The sequence below is a fragment of the Streptomyces sp. IBSBF 3136 genome (assembly GCF_036815105.1).
In the GTDB taxonomy this organism is placed as follows: domain Bacteria; phylum Actinomycetota; class Actinomycetes; order Streptomycetales; family Streptomycetaceae; genus Streptomyces.
The window spans coordinates 74291-93458 of record NZ_JAJSZC010000004.1; the positions used below are offsets into that span (position 1 = coordinate 74291).

A 19168-nucleotide genomic window follows, 5' to 3' on the forward strand; every position below is an offset into this window, starting at 1 on the left:
CCTCAGCGCAGCGTCTCCGCCCAGTTCGCCGGCACCCGGCCCGCCGGTCCGGGGACGGGCTGGTCGGCGGGGTGGCACTCCGGTGGGGCGAGCTCGGGGCCCGAGGCGTACAGCTCGTCCGTGGCGAAGTTCCAGAACCAGGCCTCACCGGGTTCGAAGCTGCGGATCACCGGATGCCCCGTCTCCCGGTAGTGGGCGGTGGCGTGCTTGGCGGGGGAGTCGTCGCAGCAGCCGATGTGGCCGCAACTTGCGCACCGGCGCAGGTGGAACCACCAGCCGCCGGCCTCCTCGCACTCCACGCACCCGGTGCCGCTCGGCGGCACCCCGGGGTCGATCGCGGACTCGTCGCTCATGCTGCCTCCTCGGGGGTCGGGGCGGACATCTCGGCCGGCACCTCGGCGGTCAGCGGCAGCAGCACCTGGAACCGGGTGTCGCCGGGCACCGACTCGACCTGGAGCGTGCCGTGGTGCTTGTTGACGACGATCCGCCAGGAGATGTCCAGGCCGAGCCCGGTGCCCTGGCCGACCGGCTTGGTGGTGAAGAACGGGTCGAAGATACGGCTCCTGATCTCCGGCGGCACCCCGGGTCCGGTGTCCCGGAACTCGACCAGCACCCGCTCGTGGTCCAGCGCCGTACGCACGGTCAGCGTGCCCTCACCGCCCGCGCCGTTCATGGCGCACACCGCGTTGTCGATGAGGTTGGTCCACACCTGGTTCAGCTCCGCCGGGTAGCCGGGGACCTGCGGGAGCGTACGGTCGTACTCCTTGACCACCTGGATGCGCGAGCCGATCTTGCCGGACAGCATCAGCAGGGTGCTGTCGAGGAGTTCGTGCACGTCCACCACCCGGTAGGGCGCCCGGTCCAGCTGCGAGTACTGCTTGGCCGCGTCGACGAGGTGCGAGATCCGGGTGGTGGAGTCGTCGATCTCGTCCATCAGCAGCTCGGTCTCGACGGTGTAGTTGAGCCAGCCGACCGCACCCGGCAGGATCTCCGCGTCCACCGCGGCGGCGACCTGCTCCAGCCAGTCGACGTCGAGCCCCGCCTGCACGAACGTGGGCGCGAGCTGCCAGCCGTGGTCGATGCCGTGGTCCTCCAGCCAGTCCGTGAGCGCGTCCTCCCGGTCGGAGGCCTCCAGCGGACTGAGCACCGGCGCCTTGGCGACCCGCTCGGCGGTGCGCTCCTGGATCTCGATCAGACTCGCCAGCGCGTCCCGGGAGAACGGGCCCTCGGCGATGACGGCGAGCTTGTGCCGCATCTTGGCCACCCGCTCCCGCAGGGTGGCCGTGGCCCGGACGGCGGCCGCCGCCGGGTTGTTCAGCTCGTGGGTGAGCCCGGCGGACAACGAGCCGAGCGCCAGCAGCCGTTCCCGCTGCCCGATCGCCGCCTGGGTGCTCTTCGAACCGAAGAACAGCCCTTCCAGCAGGTGCACGGCCATCGGGAACCACTCGCTCATGACCCCGGCGAAGGTGTCCGAGGGCAGCACGAAGAACCGGGTCGGCTCCGTCACCCGCATCGAGTTGGTGTACACCTGGCGCACCCGGTCCCCGAGGTACGCCTGCATGGCACCCGCGTACACCCCGCGCTGCGAGGTCCGGCTCACCTCCACGTCGTCGCCGCCCACCCGCCGGGACAGCACGACCGTGCCCTCGACCATCACGAAGAAGCAGGTGGCGGGGTCACCCTCGGTGTACACCTGACCGGGCTGGAACAGCTCCACCCGGCCCTCGCTGCACAGCCGCCCCAACTGCTCGGGCGCCAGCTTCTCGAAGAGGAACAGGGAGCCGATCTCCTTGGGGTTGCACGGCATCACCTGCCCGCTCATGACTGCTCCAGGTACCGGTGGACGAGCATGACGGCCATGGCTCCCTCTCCGACGGCGGACGCGACACGCTTGGCGGACTCGGCGCGCGCGTCGCCCGCGACGAACACGCCGGGAATGCTGGTCTCCAGGTGGTACGGCGGCCGGTCCAGCTCCCAGCCCGCGGGCGGCCGTCCGTCGGCGGTCAGGTCGGGCCCGGCCAGGATGAAGCCGCGCCCGTCGCGCACCACCGTGTCGCCCAGCCAGTCGGTCAGCGGGGCGGCGCCGATGAACACGAACATCCACTGGGCCTCGACCTGTTCGGTCTCCCCGCCGGTCACATGACGCAGCGTCAGGCGTTCCAGGCGGTCGGTCCCGTGTGCCGCGTGGACCACCGTGTGGCTGCGCACCGCGATGTTGGGCGCCTCCTCGATCTGCTGGATCAGGTAGTGCGACATCGACGCCGACAGGTCGGCGCCGCGCACCAGCAGCGTCACCGACTTGGCGAACCTGGACAGGTACATCGCCGCCTGCCCGGCCGAGTTGGCGCCGCCGACGATGTACACGTCGTGCCCCTGGCAGGAGGACGCCTCGGTCAGCGCCGAGCCGTAGAACACCCCGCAGCCGGTCAGGTCGGTGCAGCCCTCGGCCTCCAGCTGCCGGTACTGCACGCCCGTCGCCAGGATGATGCTGTGCGCCGCGATCGCCGAGCCGTCCGCGAACCGCACGATCCGCGCCGCCCCGTTCACCTCCAGGGCCGTCACCTCGCGCGTGGTGAGGATCTCGGCGCCGAACTTGGCGGCCTGCCGCCGCGCCCGGTCGGTGAGCTGGGCACCGGAGACGCCGTCCGGGAAGCCCAGGTAGTTCTCGATCCGGGAGCTCTGCCCTGCCTGGCCGCCGGTCGCCGAGCGCTCCACGAGCACCGTCCGCAGCCCCTCGGAGGCACCGTAGACGGCGGCCCCGAGCCCGGCCGGCCCGCCGCCGATCACGACGAGGTCGTAGAAGTCGGCCGTCGGCATCGTCGCCAGGCCCACCCGCGCGGCCAGTTCGGGCGCCTCGGGCTCGACCAGCACGGTGCAGTCCGGGGTGATCACCAGCGGCAGCCGCTGCCCGTCCTGCCCGGCGGCGGCCAGCAGCCGCTGCCCCTCCGGTTCCTCGACCGAGTACCAGCGGTACGGCACCTGGTTTCGGGCCAGGAACTCGCGCACGTCCGAGGAGCGCGCCGACCACCGGTGCCCGACCACCTTGGTGCTGGGCACGGGCCGGTAGGCGCTGGTGCGCCAGGCCTCCAGCAGATCGTCCAGCACCGGATAGAGCTTCTCCTCCGGCGGGTCCCACGGCTTGAGCAGGTAGTGGTCCAGGTCGACGACGTTGATCGCGTCGATCGCCGCGTTGGTGTCCGCGTACGCCGTCAGCAGCACCCGGCGCGCCCCCGGGTACACGTCCAGGGCCTCTTCCAGGAACTCGATGCCGTTCATCTGCGGCATCCGGTAGTCGGCGAGGATCACCGCGACCAGGTCGCCGCGCAGCTTGAGTTCGCGCAGCGCATCCAGCGCCGACTCGCCGGACTCGGCGCGCACGATCCGGTACGACTCGCCGTAGCGGCGTCTGAGGTCACGGGCGACGGCGCGGGAGACCCCCGGGTCGTCGTCCACGGTCAGGATGACGGTCCGCGCTGTGTCGGCGGCCTGTGCCATGCCTCTCCCACCCCGAGCGATTGGGTCCGCGGCACGGTGTCGCTGGGCCCACCGCACCGGTTCCCGCCCATCGTATGTTCGATCGCCCGGGACCGCTCCGGTATGAGGAGGGCGCCCGGCCGCGAGGACACGGTCCCCGCGTGGTGAAGACTGGCACCCGGAGAGCGGACGACGAGGAGGGCCCGACGCATGACACGCCCGATCACCGCAGGGGTGGACGGTACGGAGGAGAGCCTGGCCGCGCTGGACTGGGCGGCCCGCGAGGCGGTACGCCGGGGCCTGCCCCTGCGCGTGGTGCACGTGTGGCGCTACGAGGAGTCGCTGGCCACGGCCGACCGGGACACCCAGCACGGCTGGGTGTCGCAGGGAGTGCGGGAGGCCGTGCGCACCGTCTCCGGGCGGCACCCGGAGCTGGAGGTGACCGTCGACGTGCGGGAGGACGGGGCCGCCCGGGCGCTGACCGGCGCGGCCGCGGAGGCCGAGATGCTGGTGCTCGGCTCGCGCGGGCACGGCCGGGTGGTCGGGTTCCTGGTGGGCTCCGTCGGCCAGCAGGTCATCGCCGAGGCGGCCCGGCCCGTGGTGCTGGTGCGCGCCGACGACCGGCCGGCCGCCGAGGCGGCCGGCCGGGACGTGGTCGTGGGCCAGCACGGCGGCCCCGAGGACAGCGCGGACGCCCTGCGGTTCGCGTTCGAGACGGCGGCCGCCCGGGGCGCCACGGTCCGCGCCGTACGCGCCTGGACGCTGCCGCCCGTGTTCGCCTACAGCCCCGGTTCGCTGAAACTCCTGGACGACGAGGGCGGCCTGGAGCCCTACGAGCGGCGGGGCCTGGCGGAGGCGGTGCGGCCGTGGCGGGAGCGCTTCCCGGAGGTACCCGTGGCCGAGCACGTCGAGATGGGCAGCGCGGCGCAGGTGCTGCTCGCGGCGGCCGCGCACGCGCAGTTGACGGTCGTCGGGCGGCGGGCGCGCCGCACGGCCGTGGGCACCCGCATCGGCTCGGTCGCGTACGGCGTGCTGCACCACGCCGCGTGCCCGGTGGCCGTGGTCCCGCACGAGTGACCCGGTCGCGGCTCGCCGCCCGCTACTCCGGGCCGGTCGGTTCCAGGGTGGTGCGGGCCCGGGGCAGGACGTTGCGGATGTAGTCCGCCACGGCGGTGTCGAGGCCGATGTCGTGCTGGGCGTGCTCGGACAGGTACCAGCGGTGTTCGAGCAGCTCGTGGTAGATCTCGGCCGGGTCCATGGTGCCGCGCAGCTCCGGCGGGACCGCGCGGACCGTGGGCCGGAACACGTCCCGCACCCAGCGGTGGGCGAGCACCTCGGGGCGGGCGGCGAGGGGATCGCCGGGCGCGTGGTCGTCCTGGGTCGCCATCCAGCTCTCCAGGTCGTTCAGCAGGCGCCGCGCCTGGTTCTCCTCGGTGTCGAGACCGGTCAGCCGCAACAGCTGGCGCTGGTGGTGGCCGGCGTCGACGACCTTGGGCACGAAGGTGACCGTGTCCCCGTGGGCGGAGTGTTCGATCTGCATCTCGGCCACGTCGAAGCCGAGGTCGTTGAGCCGGCGTATCCGGCGTTCCATGTAGTGGGACTTGCCCGCGGGGTACACCGAGGTACGGGTCAGCTCCTGCCACAGGCCGTCGTAGCGGGTGCAGATCTCGTGCCCGAACTCCACCGGGTCCACCGAGGGGTGCAGCGCGCCGGACGCCTCCAGGTCCAGCAGCTCGCCGCTGATGTTCACCCGGGCCAGCTCCAGGTCGTACTCCCGCTGCCCGGGGCTGAGCCTCGGGTGCAGGTCGCCGGTCTCGGCGTCGACGAGATAGGCGGCGTAGGCGCCCGCGTCCCGCCGGAACAGGGTATTCGACAGCGAGCAGTCGCCCCAGGCGAATCCGGCCAGGTGCAGCCGGACCAGCAGCACGGCCAGGGCGTCCATCAGCCGGTGCATGGTCGCCGGCCGCATGGTCGTCTCGAACATGGAGCGGTACGGCAGCGAGCCGCGCAGGTGCCGGGTGACCAGCACCGGCTCCAGCGGCGCGCCGGAGCGGTCGGCGCGGCCGGTGACCACGGCGAGGGGGTCGACCGCGGGGATGCCCAGCCGGTCGAGGTCGCGCAGCAGCCCGTACTCGCGCAGGGCGGGCCGCTCGGCCAGCTCCTTGACCGCGATCACCTCGTCGCCGGCCCGGGCGTAGCGCACCACGTGCCGGGAGATGCCGCGAGGGAGCGGCACGAGGTACTTCTCGGGCCACTCCTCCAGGGGCGTGTCCCAGGGCAGTTCGAGCAGGAGCGCGGGGTGCTCCGGGTTCGTGGCGTTGATCTGCAAGGCCATGGGAGGAACCCTAAGCCCGGGTGGTCTCACTGCACGCCGTGCGGCCGGAACTGGACGCTGATACGGGGGCCCGCGGCCCGGGCGGTCTTGGGGACGCAGTGTTCCCAGGTGCGCTGGCAGGAGCCGCCCATCACGATGAGGTCGCCGTGGCCGAGCGGCCGCCGGACCGTCGCGCCGCCGCCGCCGCCTCCGGCCGGCCGCAGCAGCAGGTCCCGGGGCGCGCCGACGGACAGGATGGCGACCATCGTGTTCTCCCGGGCGCCGCGTCCGATCCGGTCGCCGTGCCAGGCGACGCTGTCCCGGCCGTCGCGGTAGTAGCACAGCCCGGCGGTGGTGAAGGGCTCGCCCAGCTCGTCGGCGTAGTGCGCGGAGAGGGCGGCGCGGGCCTCGTCGAGGACGGTGTGCGGCAGCGGGTCGGCCGCCTTGTAGAAGGCGAGCAGCCGCGGTACGGCCACCACGTTGTCGTACATCTTGCGGCGCTCCGCCCGCCACGGGACCTCGGCCGCGAGCTGTTCGAACAGTGCGTCGGCCCCGGTCAGCCAGCCCGGCAGCACGTCGATCCAGGCGCCTGCGCCCAGTTCGGTCCGGCGCAGCTCGCCGAGCGGACCGAGTCGCAGTTCGTCGGTCTGGTCGAACAGGGAGCCCTGGAGGTGCGTGGACATGAGCCCAGCCTACTCCAGAATCGAAAATACGTTCCATTCACGGGTTCACGGGTTCACGGGTTCATGGGTTCACGGGTTCGCGTTTCGCGGTCTCGCACGTTCGCGAGCCTTTCGATACACCGGTGTATCCGATACATTGCCGTATCGAACGGGGGTCGCCACATGACATCGCAGGACACGGCGCGGCGCGTCACCCGGCGCCGGGCCCGGACGCGCGCCAACCTGCTGGACGCCGCCTTCGCGGTGTTCGCCGCCAAGGGCTTCGGACGTGTCTCCATCGAGGAGGTCTGCGAGGCCGCCGGCTACAGCCGGGGCGCCTTCTACTCCAACTTCGCCACCCTGGACGAGCTGTTCTTCGCGCTGTACCGGGACCGCGCCGACCTCATCGCCGCCCAGGTGGCCGACGCCCTCGCGCAGGACGGCCCCGGACTCGACGTGCCCGCCGCCGTGGAGCGGGTCACCGAGGTGCTGCTGCTCGACGTGGACTGGCTGCTGGTGAAGACCGACTTCCTGGTGCACGCCGCCCGCGACCCGGCCGTCGCCCAGGCCCTCCTGGACCACCGCGCCCGGCTCCGGGCGGCCGTCGCCGACCGGCTCTCCCGGGCCCGCGGCCACACCGAGCTCCCCGCCGTGCTCGGCGACGCCGACGGCGCCGCCCACGCGGTGGTCGCGGCCTACGACGGCGTGACCACCCAGCTGCTGCTCGACCGGGACGTCGACGCGGCCCGCACCTGGCTGGGACAACTGCTCACCGCCCTGCTGACCGACGGCAGCGGCACCACCGAATGACTCGCAGACGGAAGGAAACGGACACCATGGCCGCCATGGACGCGGACGTCATCGTCGTCGGAGCCGGTCTCGCCGGCCTCGTCGCGGCGCACGAGCTCACCAGCCGGGGCAGGCGCGTCGCCCTGGTCGACCAGGAGAACGCCGCCAACCTCGGCGGCCAGGCTTTCTGGTCCTTCGGCGGGCTCTTCCTCGTCGACTCGCCCGAGCAACGGCGCCTCGGCATCAAGGACTCCTTCGACCTCGCCTGGAACGACTGGCGCGGCAGCGCGCAGTTCGACCGCCTCGACGACGAGGACTCCTGGGCCGTGCGCTGGGCCCGCGCCTACGTCGAGTTCGCGGCCGGCGAGAAGCGGTCCTGGCTGCGGGGGCACGGCATCGAGCTGCTGCCCACCGTCGGCTGGGCCGAGCGCGGCGACCTGCGGGCCGACGGGCACGGCAACTCCGTGCCCCGCTTCCACATCGCCTGGGGCACCGGCACCGGCGTGGTCGAGCCCTTCGTCCGGTACGCCCGCCAGGCCGCCCGCGACGGACTGCTGACCTTCCACCACCGGCACCGGGTGGACGAACTGGTCGTCGAGGACGGCGCGGCACGCGGCGTGCGCGGCACCGTCCTCGCCGAGGACCACGCGCCGCGCGGCGTGGCCTCCAACCGCGACCGCGTCGGCGAGTTCGAACTCACCGCGCAGGCCGTGGTCGTGACCACCGGCGGCATCGGCGCCGACCACGACATCGTCCGCCGCTACTGGCCCGAGCGGCTGGGCACACCCCCCGCCGAGATGGTCACCGGCGTCCCCGCCTACGTCGACGGCCGCATGCTCGACATCAGCGCCGAGGCGGGCGTGCGCCTGGTCAACCGGGACCGGATGTGGCACTACACGGAGGGCCTGCAGAACTGGGACCCCGTCTGGCCGGGCCACGGCATCCGCATCCTGCCCGGCCCGTCGTCCATCTGGCTCGACGCTCTCGGCCGCCGGCTGCCCGACCCCTGCCTGCCCGGCTACGACACGCTCGGCACGCTCCGGTACCTGCGCACCACCGAGGACATCGCCGGGTACGACCACTCCTGGTTCGTCCTCACCCGGAAGATCATCGAGAAGGAGTTCGCGCTCTCCGGCTCCGAGCAGAACCCGGACATCACCGCCAAGGACCGTAAGGCGGTGCTGCGTGACCGGGTGCTCGGCAAGGGCGCCCCCGCGCCGGTGCAGGCCTTCCTGGACAAGGGCGCGGACTTCGTCACCGCGGGCACCCTCGAACAGCTCGTCGAGAAGATGAACGGCCTCACGGACAAGCCGCTGCTGGACGCGGCCGAGGTGCGCCGCCAGATCGAGGCCCGCGACCTGCAGATGGCCAACCCGTACAGCAAGGACTCCCAGGTCCAGGGCATCCGCAACGCCCGCCGCTACATCGGTGACCGGCTCGGCCGGGTGGCCGGCCCGCACCGCATCCTCGACCCGGCCGCGGGCCCCCTGATCGGGGTCCGGATGCACGTCCTGACCCGCAAGACCCTCGGCGGGATCCAGACCGACCTGGACTCACGCGCCCTCGGCGCCGACGGCAGGCCCCTCACCGGCCTGTACGCGGCCGGCGAGGTGGCCGGCTTCGGCGGGGGAGGCGTGCACGGCTACAACGCCCTGGAGGGCACCTTCCTCGGCGGCTGCCTCTTCTCCGGCCGCGCGGCCGGCCGGGCGGCGGCGCAGCAGACGGCCTGAGCCCCGGCGCGCGCCGGCGGCCGGGCGGGCACCGGGGCGGCCTCAGCGCCCCAGCAGCTCCGCCAGCACGGAGGCGTGACTGCGCTCCGGCGTCTTGGACGCCGTGAGCAGGGTCACCGGCCCCTTGCGGGCCGACTTCCTGAGGCCGTCGAGGAGTTCGGCGGCCTCAGGCGTGTCGAGCTCCGCCTCGTAGCGGCCGCGGAAGTCCTCGAACGAGCCCTCGCCGGAGTGGAACCAACGGCGCAGCTCCGTCGACGGGGTGATGTCTTTCGGCCACTCGTCGATCCGCGCCGCCTCCTTGGCGAGACCGCGCGGCCACAGCCGGTCCACCAGGACACGCAGACCGTCACCGGACTCGGGCGGATCGTAGATCCGGCGCACGCGGACACTCACGTTCGGCCTCGCCTTCGGGTCGCGGACGGTTCCGCGAGCGTACTTCGGCGGCCCGCTCCCCCCGGGCGGCGACGCGGTGTGACTTGACCAGATCGAGGGGGAAACGGGACGCCACCCGCGCCTAGTCTGGGGGTGAAACGATCATTCACCACCCCCCAGGAGGAGCGCCCGTGACGCCACCGCACAGACAGGCCCCAGGACGACGTACCGCGGTGCTGCGCCGTGAGGCGGTGCTCGCCACCGTCCCGTTCGCCGTCGCCGCGATGCTCGCCGCCGCCGGGCCGGCCGCGGCCGGCACCATCGGCGCGTCCGGAGCGGGCGACCCCTACTTCCCGCTCAGCGGCAACGGCGGCTACCACGTCAAGCACTACGACCTGACGCTCCGTTACGACACCACCGGTCGACACCTCGACGGCAAAGCGGTCCTGACCGCACGCGCCACCCAGAAGCTCACCAGCTTCGACCTCGACCTCAAGGGCCTGAAGGTCACCCGGGTCACCGTCGACGGCACCGCCGCCGGCTTCCGCCGCAGCGGCCAGGAACTCGTCGTCACCCCGCGCCACGCGCTGCGCAAGGACCGGGAGTTCCACGTCACCGTCAGCTACTCCGGCACGCCCAAGCCGGTCAGCGACCCGGACGGTTCCGCGGACGGCTGGATCCCGACCGACGACGGCGCGTTCGTCGCCGGCGAGCCGCAGGGCGCGATGACCTGGTTCCCGGCGAACAACCACCCCAAGGACAAGTCGTCGTACGACTTCACGATCACGGTCCCCAAGGGGCGCACCGCCGTCGCCAACGGCGTCCTGCGCGGCGTGCGCACGGCCGACGGGCGCACCACCTTCCGCTGGCACCAGGCCGAGCCCATGGCCGCCTACCTGGCCACCGCCACCGTCGGCAAGTTCAAGACCGAGCAGTACACCACCGCTGACGGCATCCAGGTGTACAACGCCGTCGACGCCCGCGAGGCGCACGCGGCGGCGCCCGTGCTCAAGAAGCTGCCCTCCGTGCTGAAGTGGGAGAGCAAGCTGTTCGGGCCGTACCCGTTCCGTGCCGCCGGCTCGATCGTCGACCATGCGCCCGACGTCGGCTACGCCCTGGAGACCCAGAGTCGGCCCCTGTACGACTCGGCGCCCGACGTGAGCACCCTGGTCCACGAGAGCGCCCACCAGTGGTTCGGCGACTCCGTCGCGCTGACCGCATGGAAGGACATCTGGCTCAACGAGGGCTTCGCCACCTACGCCGAGTGGCTCTACAGCGAGCAGCACGGCGGGGACAGCGCCCAGAAGTCCTTCGACGCCCTGTACGCCCGCCCGGCGGGCAACGAGCTGTGGGCCTTCCCGCCGGGTGACCCCGGCAGCGGCAAGAACATCTTCGACACGCCGGTCTACGCCCGTGGCGCGATGACCCTGCACGAGCTGCGCAAGGCCGTCGGCGACCACGACTTCTTCCGCATCCTGCGCGCCTGGGCCACCGAGCACCGGGGCGGGCACGGCACCACGGCCCAGTTCGTGAAGCTGTCCGAGCGGATCTCCGGCAAGGACCTGAGCGGCCTGTTCCACACCTGGCTCTACGCGCAGGGCAAGCCGAACAAGGCCTGAACCTGACAAGTTCCACACATGTGTCGGCCATCGTCGACCCATGATCCGTCGCAGAACCGCCGTCGGTCTCGGCCTCGGTCTGCTCGGCTCCCCGCTGCTGCTCACCGGCTGCGGCGGCGGAGCCGAGGCGACCGAGCGCCGCGCCGGCGCCGCCCCCCATCCGGCACCGACAGCCACCGCACCCGCCGCCCGCGCTCCGGAGATGCAGGCGGAGGCGGCACCGCGCGCCATCCCCGGCCTCGGCCCCCGGACGACCGCCGCGATACCGGACCGCTGCCGGCAGGCCGTCGTGGTCACCGGGCGCGGCAGGAACTCCCCGCGCTCCACCGTCGTCGTGCACGAGCGCACCGCCACCGGCTGGCAGGCCGGCGCCGCCTGGCCCGCGCACAACGCGCTGCGCGGCTGGAGCGCCCACCACATGGCCGGGGACCTGCGCTCCCCGCTCGGCGTCTACACCCTCAGCGACGCCGGCGGACTGCTGCACGACCCCGGCAGCAGGCTCCCGTACCACCGCTCCACCGGCTTCACCCCGCGCGGCACCGGCTTCCGGGGCGAGCCGCTGATCGGGGCCTTCGACTACGTCGTCGCCATCGACTACAACCGGGTGCGGGGCACCTCCCCGCTGGACTGGACCCGCCCGCTCGGCCCCGGACGGGGCGGCGGTGTATGGCTGCACGTCGACCACGGCGGCCCCACCCACGGCTGCGTCAGCGTCGCCCGGTCGCACATGCGCGAACTCCTGCGCACCCTCGACCCGCACCGGCACCCGGTCGTCGTCATGGGCTACGCCGACTGGCTCGCCCGCTGAGCCGCCTAGGATCCGAACTCGTGTGCGCACATGTACTGGTCGCCGAGGACGACGAGAAGCAGGCCGAACTGATCCGCCGCTCCCTGCTGGCCGAGGGACACACCGCCACGGTGGTGCACGACGGAGCGGCCGCGCTCGACGCGGTCCGCCGGCTCAGACCCGACCTGCTGGTGCTGGACCTGATGCTCCCGGTGATCGACGGCTTCGGCGTGTGCCGGGTGCTGCGCGCCGACGCCGAGGACCCCGATCTCCCCGTGGTCATGCTCACCGCCCGGTCCGCGGAGGACGACGTGCTGCTCGGCCTGGAGCTGGGCGCCGACGACTACATGACCAAGCCGTACAGCCCGCGCGAACTGATGGCCAGGATCCGCACCGTCCTCAGACGCGGCGGACGGGCCGCGGGCGCCCGCGACGACGACCCGGTCGTCCGCGCCGGCGGGATGACCGTCCACCCGGGACGGCACGAGGTGCGCTGCGACGGCACACCGGTGGAGTGCACCCCGGCCGAGTTCCAGATCCTGCTGGCCATGGCGGCCGAACCGGACCGGGTGTTCTCCCGGCGGCAACTGCTGCAGTGCACCCGCGGCTTCGACCGGTCCTCCACCGAACGGGCCGTCGACGTGCACATCATGAACCTGCGCCGCAAGATCGAGGCCGACCCGCGCAGGCCGGTCCGCCTGGTGACCGTGTTCGGCGTCGGCTACAAGCTCAGCGGCGGCCGGCCGTGAGACGCGGAGCGGCCGCCGGGCGCCGGACACCGCTGCGCAAACGGCTGCTCGTCCGGCTGCTGTCCGTCTCCGCCCTCATCGCCGTCTGCTCGGTCGCGGCCACCGCCTGGCTCGCCGTCACGACCACCACCAGCGCCCTGAAGGAGGAACAGGGCCAGGACCTCGCGGCCGACAACAGCATCCTCGCCCGGCTCAGCGGCTACGCCGCCACCCACGCCGACTGGGCGGACGTCCGCCGCACGGTCCGCGACCTCGCCGCGAGCACCGGCCGCCGGATCGCCCTGACCACAGCGGACCGCACCGTCGTCGCCGACTCCGCGCCCCGCGGCACCCCGCTGCCGCCCCGCCCCGCCGCCACCGTCGACCCGCTGCGCACCGACACCTACACCGAGACCGGCGCCCAGCTCAGCGGCATCGACCCCCGCGCGGTGGGACCGTACCGGGTCACGGCCGCGGAGCGGGTGAAACTGGACGCGCTGGCCGCCGAGCGCAGGCGCTGCTACGAGCGCTTCGGGGTCGAGTCCACCGTCCAGCGGACCCCGAGCGGGCGCCCCGTGCTCAGCAGCCCCGAGGGCACCGACACCTCCTACGCCGCCGAACAGTGCGCGGACGGCCGACTGAACACGCCCACGCCGACGGAACGCAGGGCGCTGGACGCGCTCTCGGAACTGACCCGGCCCTGCCTGCGGCACGCGGGCCTGGACATCGAGGGGCCCGTGTTCCTCACCGTCGACCCCGGTGGCCGCGACCCCGTGGGCGGAGGCTACCCGCTGTACAAGTACGCCCGGGCCGGCACCCGGCTCGCCCAGGCGGCCCAGGGCTGTGTGCAGAGCGCCCGCCGCACCCAACTGGAGCCCTACGTCGCCCCCGTGGCCGAGCTGTTCCTCGGCATCGGCGACCAGAACCCCTCCCGGTTCGACATGTCACCGGCCAACAAGGCCAAGGTGGTCGGCGCCGCCGGCCTGGTGCTCGCCGTCACCGTCGCCGTCACCGCCCTGGTCGCCCTCCGGCTCTCCCGGCCGCTGCGCGCCCTCACCGAGGCCGCGCAGCAGCCGCCCGAACTGCACGTCCGGGTGCCCGTGGCCACCCGGGACGAGATCGGCATCCTCGCGGAGGCGTTCAACGACCTGACCGAGCGCCGGGAACGCCTGGAGGCCCAGCGCAAGGCCATGGTCAGCGACATCGCCCATGAACTGCGCAGCCCGCTCACCAACATCCGCGGCTGGCTCGAGGTGGTCCGCGACGGCGTCGTCGACCCGGACCCGGAGCTGCTCGCCTCGCTGCACGAGGAGGCACTGGTGCTCCAGCGGATCATCGACGACCTGCAGGACCTGGCCGCCGCCGACGCGGGCACCCTGCGCGTGCACCGCGAGCCGCTGCGCGCCGCCGACCTGCTCGACCAGGTCGCGGCCGCCCACCGGATGGCCGCCCGCACCGCCGGGGTCGCCCTGCGCACCGACGCCGACGCCACCGCCTGGCTGGACGCCGACCCGGTCCGGATGCGCCAGGTCCTCGGGAACCTGGTCTCCAACGCGCTGCGGCACACCCCCGCCGACGGCTCGGTCACGCTGGCCGCCCGCCCGGACGGCCAGGAGGTCGTCCTCACCGTCGCCGACACCGGCACCGGCATCGCCCCCGAGGACCTGCCCCACGTGTTCGACCGGTTCTGGCGGGCCGAGAAGTCCCGCAGCCGCCGCACCGGCGGCAGCGGCCTCGGCCTGCCGATCGTGCGGCACCTGGTCGCCGCGCACGGCGGTACCGCCCGGGCCACGAGCGAACCCGGCACGGGCGCCGTGTTCACCCTGCGGCTGCCCGCGGCCGCGCCACCCGGCGACGCCCGCTGAGAGCGGCACCGCCTGCTCCCGCGCCGGTTCAAGGGCCTCGTACGTGCGCTGCTCCAAAGGGCTCGCTTCACGACCGGGCCCACCTGCCGCACGAGAAGGGCCCCGGCCCACGTCCCCGGACCCTCAAGGGCCAGGAAACGGGCCGGGGCCCGGACGAACCGCTCTTCGCGGACGGGGACCGATGTGCCGGATCGCCGACGAGACGATCGACGAGGCCAGGGCCGAGGTGGCCCGGCAGGAGGGGCGTCGGGGCCGCTGCGCCGTACCGGCCGCCGACGCCCCCGCCCCCCGCCCGGGCTCAGCCCGAGCGCGGTCGGGAACGGACGCGGCGCCGCAACGCGCGCCGCTCCGTCTCCGTCGTACCGCCCCAGACGCCGATGCTCTGTCCCGTGTCCAGCGCCCAGTCGAGGCACTGCTCACGGACCGGGCAGTGTCCGCAGACCGCCTTCGCCTGCTGGGCCTGCACCTGAGCGGGGCCGGTGGTGCCGATCGGGAAGAACAGGTCGGGGTCCTCCTGTCGGCACGCGGCATGGTCGCGCCAGTTCTGCATCGAAGTCTCCTGGTGTCGTGTCGTGCGCCCTGTCGAGTGCGTGCTCCGGGTTCGGGTGACCGGTCGGAGCCGCATGAAACAGCGGAACCGGCAGAGATCGGACGACGGCGACCGCGCCCATCACTGCTCGCGCAGGCCCCAGGGGGAGTCGTAGGCGGTCAGCAGGTCGAGGAACGGACGCGCGGGGAAGGCCTCGGGGCCGAGGACGCCCGTGCCCGACCAGGCACCGGTGGCGAGGAGTTCGAGGGCGACGACCGGGTTGACCGCCGTCTGCCACACCACCGCCTGACAGCCGTACTCCGCCATGGACCACTGGTTGTCGACCACGTGGTACAGGTAGACCTCGCGCGGCGCCCCGTCCTTCGTGCCGCGCACCCAGGTGCCCGCGCACGTCTTGCCGTGCATCCGCTCGCCCAGCGTCGCCGGGTCGGGCAGGCACGCCGCGACCACGTCCCGCGGCGAGACCGCCACCGGTCCGTCCGGGCCCGGCACCGTCACCGGTGACGTACGGTCAAGTCCCAGCCGGTGCAGGGTCTTCAGCGTCTCGATGAACTCCTCGCCCAGGCCGTACTTGAAGGTGACGCGCCGCGCGCCGACCCAGCGGGGCACCAGCAGCACCTCCTCGTGCTCCACGTTCACGCACTCCACCGGCCCGATGCCCGCGGGGAAGTCGAACACCTCGGGTTCGCTGAACGGCTCGGTGGTGAACCAGCCACGCTCCTCCTCGTAGACGACCGGCGGGTTCAGGCACTCCTCGATGGTGGTCCAGATGCTGAAGGACGGCGCGAAGTCGTAGCCGTCGACGGTGAGGTTCGCGCCGTCGCGGATGCCGATCTCGTCGATGGTGTCGAAGAGTTCGTCGGCCGCGTAGCGGGCGAACACGTCCGAGAGGCCGGGCTCCACGCCCATGCCGACCAGGGCCAGCGCCCCCTCCTTCTCCCAATCGGCGGCCAGCGCGAACTGCTCGTCGCCGAGCATGACCCCGCACTTCTCGTACGGGTGTTCCGGGTGCGGCCGGGACAGGGACATCGCCATGTCGACATAGCCGACGCCGGCCGCCCGGGCCGCGCGGAACAGCGGCATCACGAACCGCGGGTCGGTGGCGTTCAGCAGCACGTCGCAGCCGTGCCGGGCGAGGAGCCGGGCCACACCGGCCTCGTCGCCCGCGTCCACCCGCTCGGCGCGGAACCGGTCCGAGGCGTCGCCGAGCGCCGCGACCGCCGCCTCGGCGCGGGCGGAGTCGTAGTCGGCGACCACCATCAGGTCCAGGAATGGGCGGCGGGCCGCGATCCGGGTGATGGCGGTACCCACACCACCGGCTCCCACGAGCAGTACACGCATGTCGGAATCTCCCTGCATGTCACGGTACGAACGAAACGGGTCGGGCGCGTCCTGGCCCGTATGCAACGCCTGGGGGAGTCGTAAGGTCAATGGCGTTGGCATAAGGTGCGGATGCGAGGACACACGAGGACGCAGGAGGACCGGGAGGACCCGCCGTGCCCAAGCCCGTGGTACCCGAGGAGAAGCGCCGCCGACGCCGTCCGACACGCGGCGGCACCGTGCTGTCCGAGCCGCTGATCGTCGAGGCCGCGCTGCGCCTGTTGCGCGAGCACGGCAGCCCGGGACTGACCGCGCGCCGTCTGGGCCTCGCACTGGACTGCGATCCGAGCACCCTGTACCGGTACTTCCGCGGCATGGACGACCTCACCCTGGCCATCGGCGACGCGCTGATCGGGCAGGCGCTGGCGGGCTGGCGGCCCACCGGGCGGTGGCGGGCCGACCTGCGGGCCATCGGGCTGCGCATCCACGCCGCGTACGTCGCCCACCCGCAGGCGGCGCTGCTGACCGCCAACCGGGTCACCGGGCGGGCCCATGAGCTGGCGGCGGACGAGGCGGTGCTCGACGTGCTGCGCTCGGGCGGGTTCTCCCTGCCGGAGACCGTCGCCGTCTACCACGCCTTCATCGACCAGACGCTGGCGTTCGCCGCCCTCGACGCCGCCTCCCTCGCCCTGCCGAGCGCCTCCCAGCGGGCCGACGAGGACAAGTGGCACTCGACCTACGCCCGCCTGCCCCGCACCACCCACCCGCGCATCGCCGAGGCGGCGCCCCTGCTGGCCAGGCGCATGGTGACCAGCGCCTATCCGACGGCGCTCGACATGCTGCTGGACAGCGCGGAGAGCCGCCTCGCGGCGGCCGGCGGCAGTGGCTGAGCCGGCCCCGGGACCAGCCGCGACCGAGCGCGGCGGGCGGACGGCTGCGCCTGGCCTGCGGCTGGCCGGGAGTCGGCTGTGACTGAGGCCCTGGCCTGCGGCCGGTCGGGACTGCGCGTGGCCGGGAGTTGGCCTTGTGTGAGTCTGGCCCGGGCTGGCGTTGTCCGAGGCCGGCCCGGGTGCGGACGCGGCTGAGTCTGGCCTGCGCCGGCTGTGACTGCGCCTGGCCGGGAGTCGGCCGGGTGGGGCGGGCCCGGGGGCGTGGCCGGGTCAGGTGCGCAGGGTTTCCGCCGCCGTCGACGCCACCGCGTCGGCCAGCGCCGCGAGGGCGGGGGAGTCGAGCTTCCACTGCTGCCAGTACAACGTGACGTCCATCCACGCGCCGGGCGCCAGCAGGACGAGGCGTCCGTCGCGCAGCAGCGGATCGGCCTGGGCCTCGGGGACCATGGCCCAGCCGAGCCCCGCGGCGACCGCCGCGACGAAGCCCTCGGAGGTCGGGACGGAGTGGCGCAGCGGTCCGGCGCCGGTGCCGCCGAGCCGGCGCACGAAGCCGTCCTGGAAGTCGTCCTTGCGGTCGTAGACGATCACCGGAGCCTCCCGCAGCACATCCGGCAGCGGGCCGTCGAGGTGGTGCCCGGCGAACTCCGGCGAGGCCACCGGCAGATAGCGCATCCGGCCCAGGGCGCGGACCGAGCAGCCCGGCACCGGGTCCGGGGAGGACATCACCGCCGCCATCACGCGGCCCTCGCGCAGCAGCTCCGCCGTGTGGTCCTCGTCCTCCCGGTGCAGCTCGAAGCAGATTCCGCGCACGCGGGTCAGCGCCCCGAGGAACCAGGTCGCCAGCGAGTCCGCGTTCACCGCCACCGACACCCGGGTCGGCTCCCCGGTGCCGCTCAGCCCGAGCTCGCCGCGCGCGTCCCGCTCCAGCCGGGCGAGCTGCCGGGCGAACCGCACCAGCACCGCCCCGGATTCCGTGGGCCGCACCGGCTTGGTGCGCCGGAGCAGCACCCGGCCGGTGCGCTGCTCCAGCGCCTTGACCCGCTGACTGACCGCCGACGGCGTCACATGGAGGGCCGCGGCCGCCGCGTCGAAGGTGCCCTCGTCGACCACGGCCAGCAGCGTGCGCACCTGCTCCAGGGGAAGCTCCGTCATCACGACAGCTAAGGATACGTAAGAATCTTTAGCTGTACCTACGTCGGCAGCCTTCCTACCGTCGAAGACATGGACCACGCCCTGACCGCCGCGGCCGCCGGATTCGGCGCCGGCCTCTCCCTCATCGTCGCCATCGGTGCCCAGAACGCCTTCGTCCTGCGCCAGGGGGTGCGCCGCCACGCCGTCCTCGCCGTGGTCGGCATCTGCGCCCTGTCCGACGCGCTGCTCATCTCGCTCGGCGTCGGCGGTGTCGGCGCGGTGGTGGTGGCGTGGCCGGGCGCGGTCCGGGCCGTGGGACTGGTGGGCGGGGCGTTCCTCCTCTGCTACGGCGTGCTCGCCGCCCGCCGGGTCGCCCGGCCCGGCACCGGCCTGAACGCCACCGGGGGGACGGCGCCGGGCTCGCTCCGGCGGGCGGTGCTGACCTGCCTGGCCATGACCTGGCTGAACCCGCACGTCTACCTGGACACCGTGTTCCTGCTGGGGTCGCTCGCCGCCGACCGCGGCCCACTGCGCTGGACCTTCGGACTCGGTGCCGCACTCGCCAGCCTGTGCTGGTTCGCCGCCCTCGGCTTCGGTGCCCGCCTCCTCGGCCGCGTCCTCGCCGGCCCCACCGCCTGGCGCGTACTGGACGGCCTGGTCGCCCTGACCATGCTGGGCCTCGGGGCGACGCTGATCGCCGGAACCTGAGCCCTGCCCGGGCGGGTCGGAACAACGGACGGTCGGTCTGACGGACGGCCGGTCTGACGGACGGTCGTCTGACGGACGGTCGTCTGACGGGTGGTCGGCCCGCCGGGCAACCCGTTCGCCGGACACCAGAACCACCCTCGAGACAGCCGTCCGCCGGAGGCCCGGCCCGCAGTCCGGCCGGCCCACCGGCCCACCAACTCACCGCCCCGCCGCGCCCCCGGACCTGAAC

The 19168-nt window shown here is 73.4% G+C and carries 18 protein-coding genes; 9 read left to right on the plus strand and 9 right to left on the minus strand.

The features are described from left to right. Window positions 1-2 precede the first annotated feature (2 nt). From V7E45_RS01675 to V7E45_RS01685, 3 genes are read right to left on the minus strand one after another with little or no spacing between them, the layout of a single operon-like run. Window positions 3-353, minus strand: a complete 351-nt coding sequence (locus tag V7E45_RS01675) for a UBP-type zinc finger domain-containing protein (RefSeq protein WP_333772232.1) — start codon at window positions 351-353, stop codon at window positions 3-5. Beyond that, a complete protein-coding gene (locus V7E45_RS01680; protein ID WP_333772233.1) occupies window positions 350-1822 on the minus strand; it encodes an ATP-binding protein in 1473 nt (490 codons plus the stop codon). The genes V7E45_RS01675 and V7E45_RS01680 overlap by 4 nt, the downstream gene beginning before the upstream one ends. Then, window positions 1819-3495 (minus strand): FAD-dependent oxidoreductase, encoded by a 1677-nt coding sequence (locus V7E45_RS01685; protein WP_333772234.1) that lies wholly within the window; start codon window positions 3493-3495, stop codon window positions 1819-1821. Before V7E45_RS01685 ends, V7E45_RS01680 begins: the two co-directional genes overlap by 4 nt. Window positions 3496-3684: 189 nt before the next feature. On the opposite strand from V7E45_RS01685, the gene V7E45_RS01690 reads away from it, so the two are divergent. After that, the gene (locus V7E45_RS01690) at window positions 3685-4551 is read left to right on the plus strand and encodes a universal stress protein (protein WP_333772235.1); all 867 of its coding nucleotides are present in this window, start codon (window positions 3685-3687) and stop codon (window positions 4549-4551) included. Between the two features lie 22 nt (window positions 4552-4573). Here V7E45_RS01690 and V7E45_RS01695 read toward each other — a convergent pair whose 3' ends face one another. Beyond that, on the minus strand, window positions 4574-5809 hold the full coding sequence (locus V7E45_RS01695; protein WP_333772236.1) for a DUF4032 domain-containing protein: 1236 nt from the start codon (window positions 5807-5809) through the stop codon (window positions 4574-4576). Between the two features lie 26 nt (window positions 5810-5835). Beyond that, the gene (locus V7E45_RS01700; RefSeq protein ID WP_333772237.1) at window positions 5836-6471 is read right to left on the minus strand and encodes an alpha-ketoglutarate-dependent dioxygenase AlkB; all 636 of its coding nucleotides are present in this window, start codon (window positions 6469-6471) and stop codon (window positions 5836-5838) included. Window positions 6472-6633: 162 nt separating this feature from the next. Between V7E45_RS01700 and V7E45_RS01705 the strand changes: the two genes are divergently transcribed. Together V7E45_RS01705 and V7E45_RS01710 are read left to right on the plus strand one after the other, a co-directional pair. Beyond that, window positions 6634-7260 carry a TetR/AcrR family transcriptional regulator gene (locus V7E45_RS01705; RefSeq protein WP_333772238.1) on the plus strand — a complete coding sequence of 209 codons (627 nt, stop codon included), beginning with the start codon at window positions 6634-6636 and terminating at the stop codon, window positions 7258-7260. 35 nt (window positions 7261-7295) lie between these two features. Continuing rightward, complete coding sequence (locus tag V7E45_RS01710; RefSeq protein WP_333772250.1) at window positions 7296-8969, plus strand: FAD-binding dehydrogenase; 1674 nt, start codon at window positions 7296-7298, stop codon at window positions 8967-8969. Between the two features lie 42 nt (window positions 8970-9011). Here V7E45_RS01710 and V7E45_RS01715 read toward each other — a convergent pair whose 3' ends face one another. Beyond that, on the minus strand, window positions 9012-9362 hold the full coding sequence (locus tag V7E45_RS01715) for a DUF488 domain-containing protein (protein ID WP_333772239.1): 351 nt from the start codon (window positions 9360-9362) through the stop codon (window positions 9012-9014). Window positions 9363-9532: 170 nt separating this feature from the next. On the opposite strand from V7E45_RS01715, the gene V7E45_RS01720 reads away from it, so the two are divergent. From V7E45_RS01720 to V7E45_RS01735, 4 genes are read left to right on the plus strand one after another with little or no spacing between them, the layout of a single operon-like run. Further along, window positions 9533-10960, plus strand: coding sequence for a M1 family metallopeptidase (locus V7E45_RS01720; protein WP_333772240.1), 1428 nt, complete (start codon window positions 9533-9535; stop codon window positions 10958-10960). 40 nt (window positions 10961-11000) lie between these two features. Further along, complete coding sequence (locus V7E45_RS01725; protein ID WP_333772241.1) at window positions 11001-11768, plus strand: L,D-transpeptidase family protein; 768 nt, start codon at window positions 11001-11003, stop codon at window positions 11766-11768. Between the two features lie 20 nt (window positions 11769-11788). Continuing rightward, entirely contained in the window at window positions 11789-12496 is a 708-nt protein-coding gene (locus V7E45_RS01730) for a response regulator transcription factor (RefSeq protein WP_333772242.1), read from the plus strand. Next, complete coding sequence (locus V7E45_RS01735) at window positions 12493-14340, plus strand: sensor histidine kinase (protein ID WP_333772243.1); 1848 nt, start codon at window positions 12493-12495, stop codon at window positions 14338-14340. Before V7E45_RS01730 ends, V7E45_RS01735 begins: the two co-directional genes overlap by 4 nt. A 298-nt stretch (window positions 14341-14638) precedes the next feature. On the opposite strand, the gene V7E45_RS01740 is transcribed toward V7E45_RS01735, so the two are convergent. Together V7E45_RS01740 and V7E45_RS01745 are read right to left on the minus strand one after the other, a co-directional pair. Then, complete coding sequence (locus V7E45_RS01740) at window positions 14639-14890, minus strand: WhiB family transcriptional regulator (RefSeq protein ID WP_333772244.1); 252 nt, start codon at window positions 14888-14890, stop codon at window positions 14639-14641. 120 nt (window positions 14891-15010) lie between these two features. Next, a complete protein-coding gene (locus V7E45_RS01745) occupies window positions 15011-16231 on the minus strand; it encodes a saccharopine dehydrogenase family protein (protein WP_333772245.1) in 1221 nt (406 codons plus the stop codon). 155 nt (window positions 16232-16386) lie between these two features. On the opposite strand from V7E45_RS01745, the gene V7E45_RS01750 reads away from it, so the two are divergent. Continuing rightward, on the plus strand, window positions 16387-17100 hold the full coding sequence (locus V7E45_RS01750; RefSeq protein WP_333772246.1) for a TetR/AcrR family transcriptional regulator: 714 nt from the start codon (window positions 16387-16389) through the stop codon (window positions 17098-17100). Between the two features lie 270 nt (window positions 17101-17370). Here the strand turns inward: V7E45_RS01750 and V7E45_RS01755 are convergent, their stop codons facing one another. Further along, window positions 17371-18255 (minus strand): LysR family transcriptional regulator ArgP, encoded by an 885-nt coding sequence (locus V7E45_RS01755; protein WP_333772247.1) that lies wholly within the window; start codon window positions 18253-18255, stop codon window positions 17371-17373. A 66-nt stretch (window positions 18256-18321) separates the two neighbouring features. On the opposite strand from V7E45_RS01755, the gene V7E45_RS01760 reads away from it, so the two are divergent. Then, window positions 18322-18939 (plus strand): LysE/ArgO family amino acid transporter, encoded by a 618-nt coding sequence (locus V7E45_RS01760; protein WP_333772248.1) that lies wholly within the window; start codon window positions 18322-18324, stop codon window positions 18937-18939. Window positions 18940-19168 lie beyond the last annotated feature (229 nt).

Excerpts from the sequence above, each read along its gene's own strand:
- V7E45_RS01675 (WP_333772232.1), bottom strand. The coding sequence starts at position 353 with ATGAGCGACGAGTCCGCGATCGACCCCGGGGTGCCGCCGAGCGGCACC.
- V7E45_RS01680 (WP_333772233.1), bottom strand. The coding sequence starts at position 1,822 with ATGAGCGGGCAGGTGATGCCGTGCAACCCCAAGGAGATCGGCTCCCTG.
- V7E45_RS01685 (WP_333772234.1), bottom strand. The coding sequence starts at position 3,495 with ATGGCACAGGCCGCCGACACAGCGCGGACCGTCATCCTGACCGTGGAC.
- V7E45_RS01690 (WP_333772235.1), top strand. The coding sequence starts at position 3,685 with ATGACACGCCCGATCACCGCAGGGGTGGACGGTACGGAGGAGAGCCTG.
- V7E45_RS01695 (WP_333772236.1), bottom strand. The coding sequence starts at position 5,809 with ATGGCCTTGCAGATCAACGCCACGAACCCGGAGCACCCCGCGCTCCTG.
- V7E45_RS01700 (WP_333772237.1), bottom strand. The coding sequence starts at position 6,471 with ATGTCCACGCACCTCCAGGGCTCCCTGTTCGACCAGACCGACGAACTG.
- V7E45_RS01705 (WP_333772238.1), top strand. The coding sequence starts at position 6,634 with ATGACATCGCAGGACACGGCGCGGCGCGTCACCCGGCGCCGGGCCCGG.
- V7E45_RS01710 (WP_333772250.1), top strand. The coding sequence starts at position 7,296 with ATGGACGCGGACGTCATCGTCGTCGGAGCCGGTCTCGCCGGCCTCGTC.
- V7E45_RS01725 (WP_333772241.1), top strand. The coding sequence starts at position 11,001 with ATGATCCGTCGCAGAACCGCCGTCGGTCTCGGCCTCGGTCTGCTCGGC.
- V7E45_RS01740 (WP_333772244.1), bottom strand. The coding sequence starts at position 14,890 with ATGCAGAACTGGCGCGACCATGCCGCGTGCCGACAGGAGGACCCCGAC.
- V7E45_RS01745 (WP_333772245.1), bottom strand. The coding sequence starts at position 16,231 with ATGCGTGTACTGCTCGTGGGAGCCGGTGGTGTGGGTACCGCCATCACC.
- V7E45_RS01760 (WP_333772248.1), top strand. The coding sequence starts at position 18,322 with ATGGACCACGCCCTGACCGCCGCGGCCGCCGGATTCGGCGCCGGCCTC.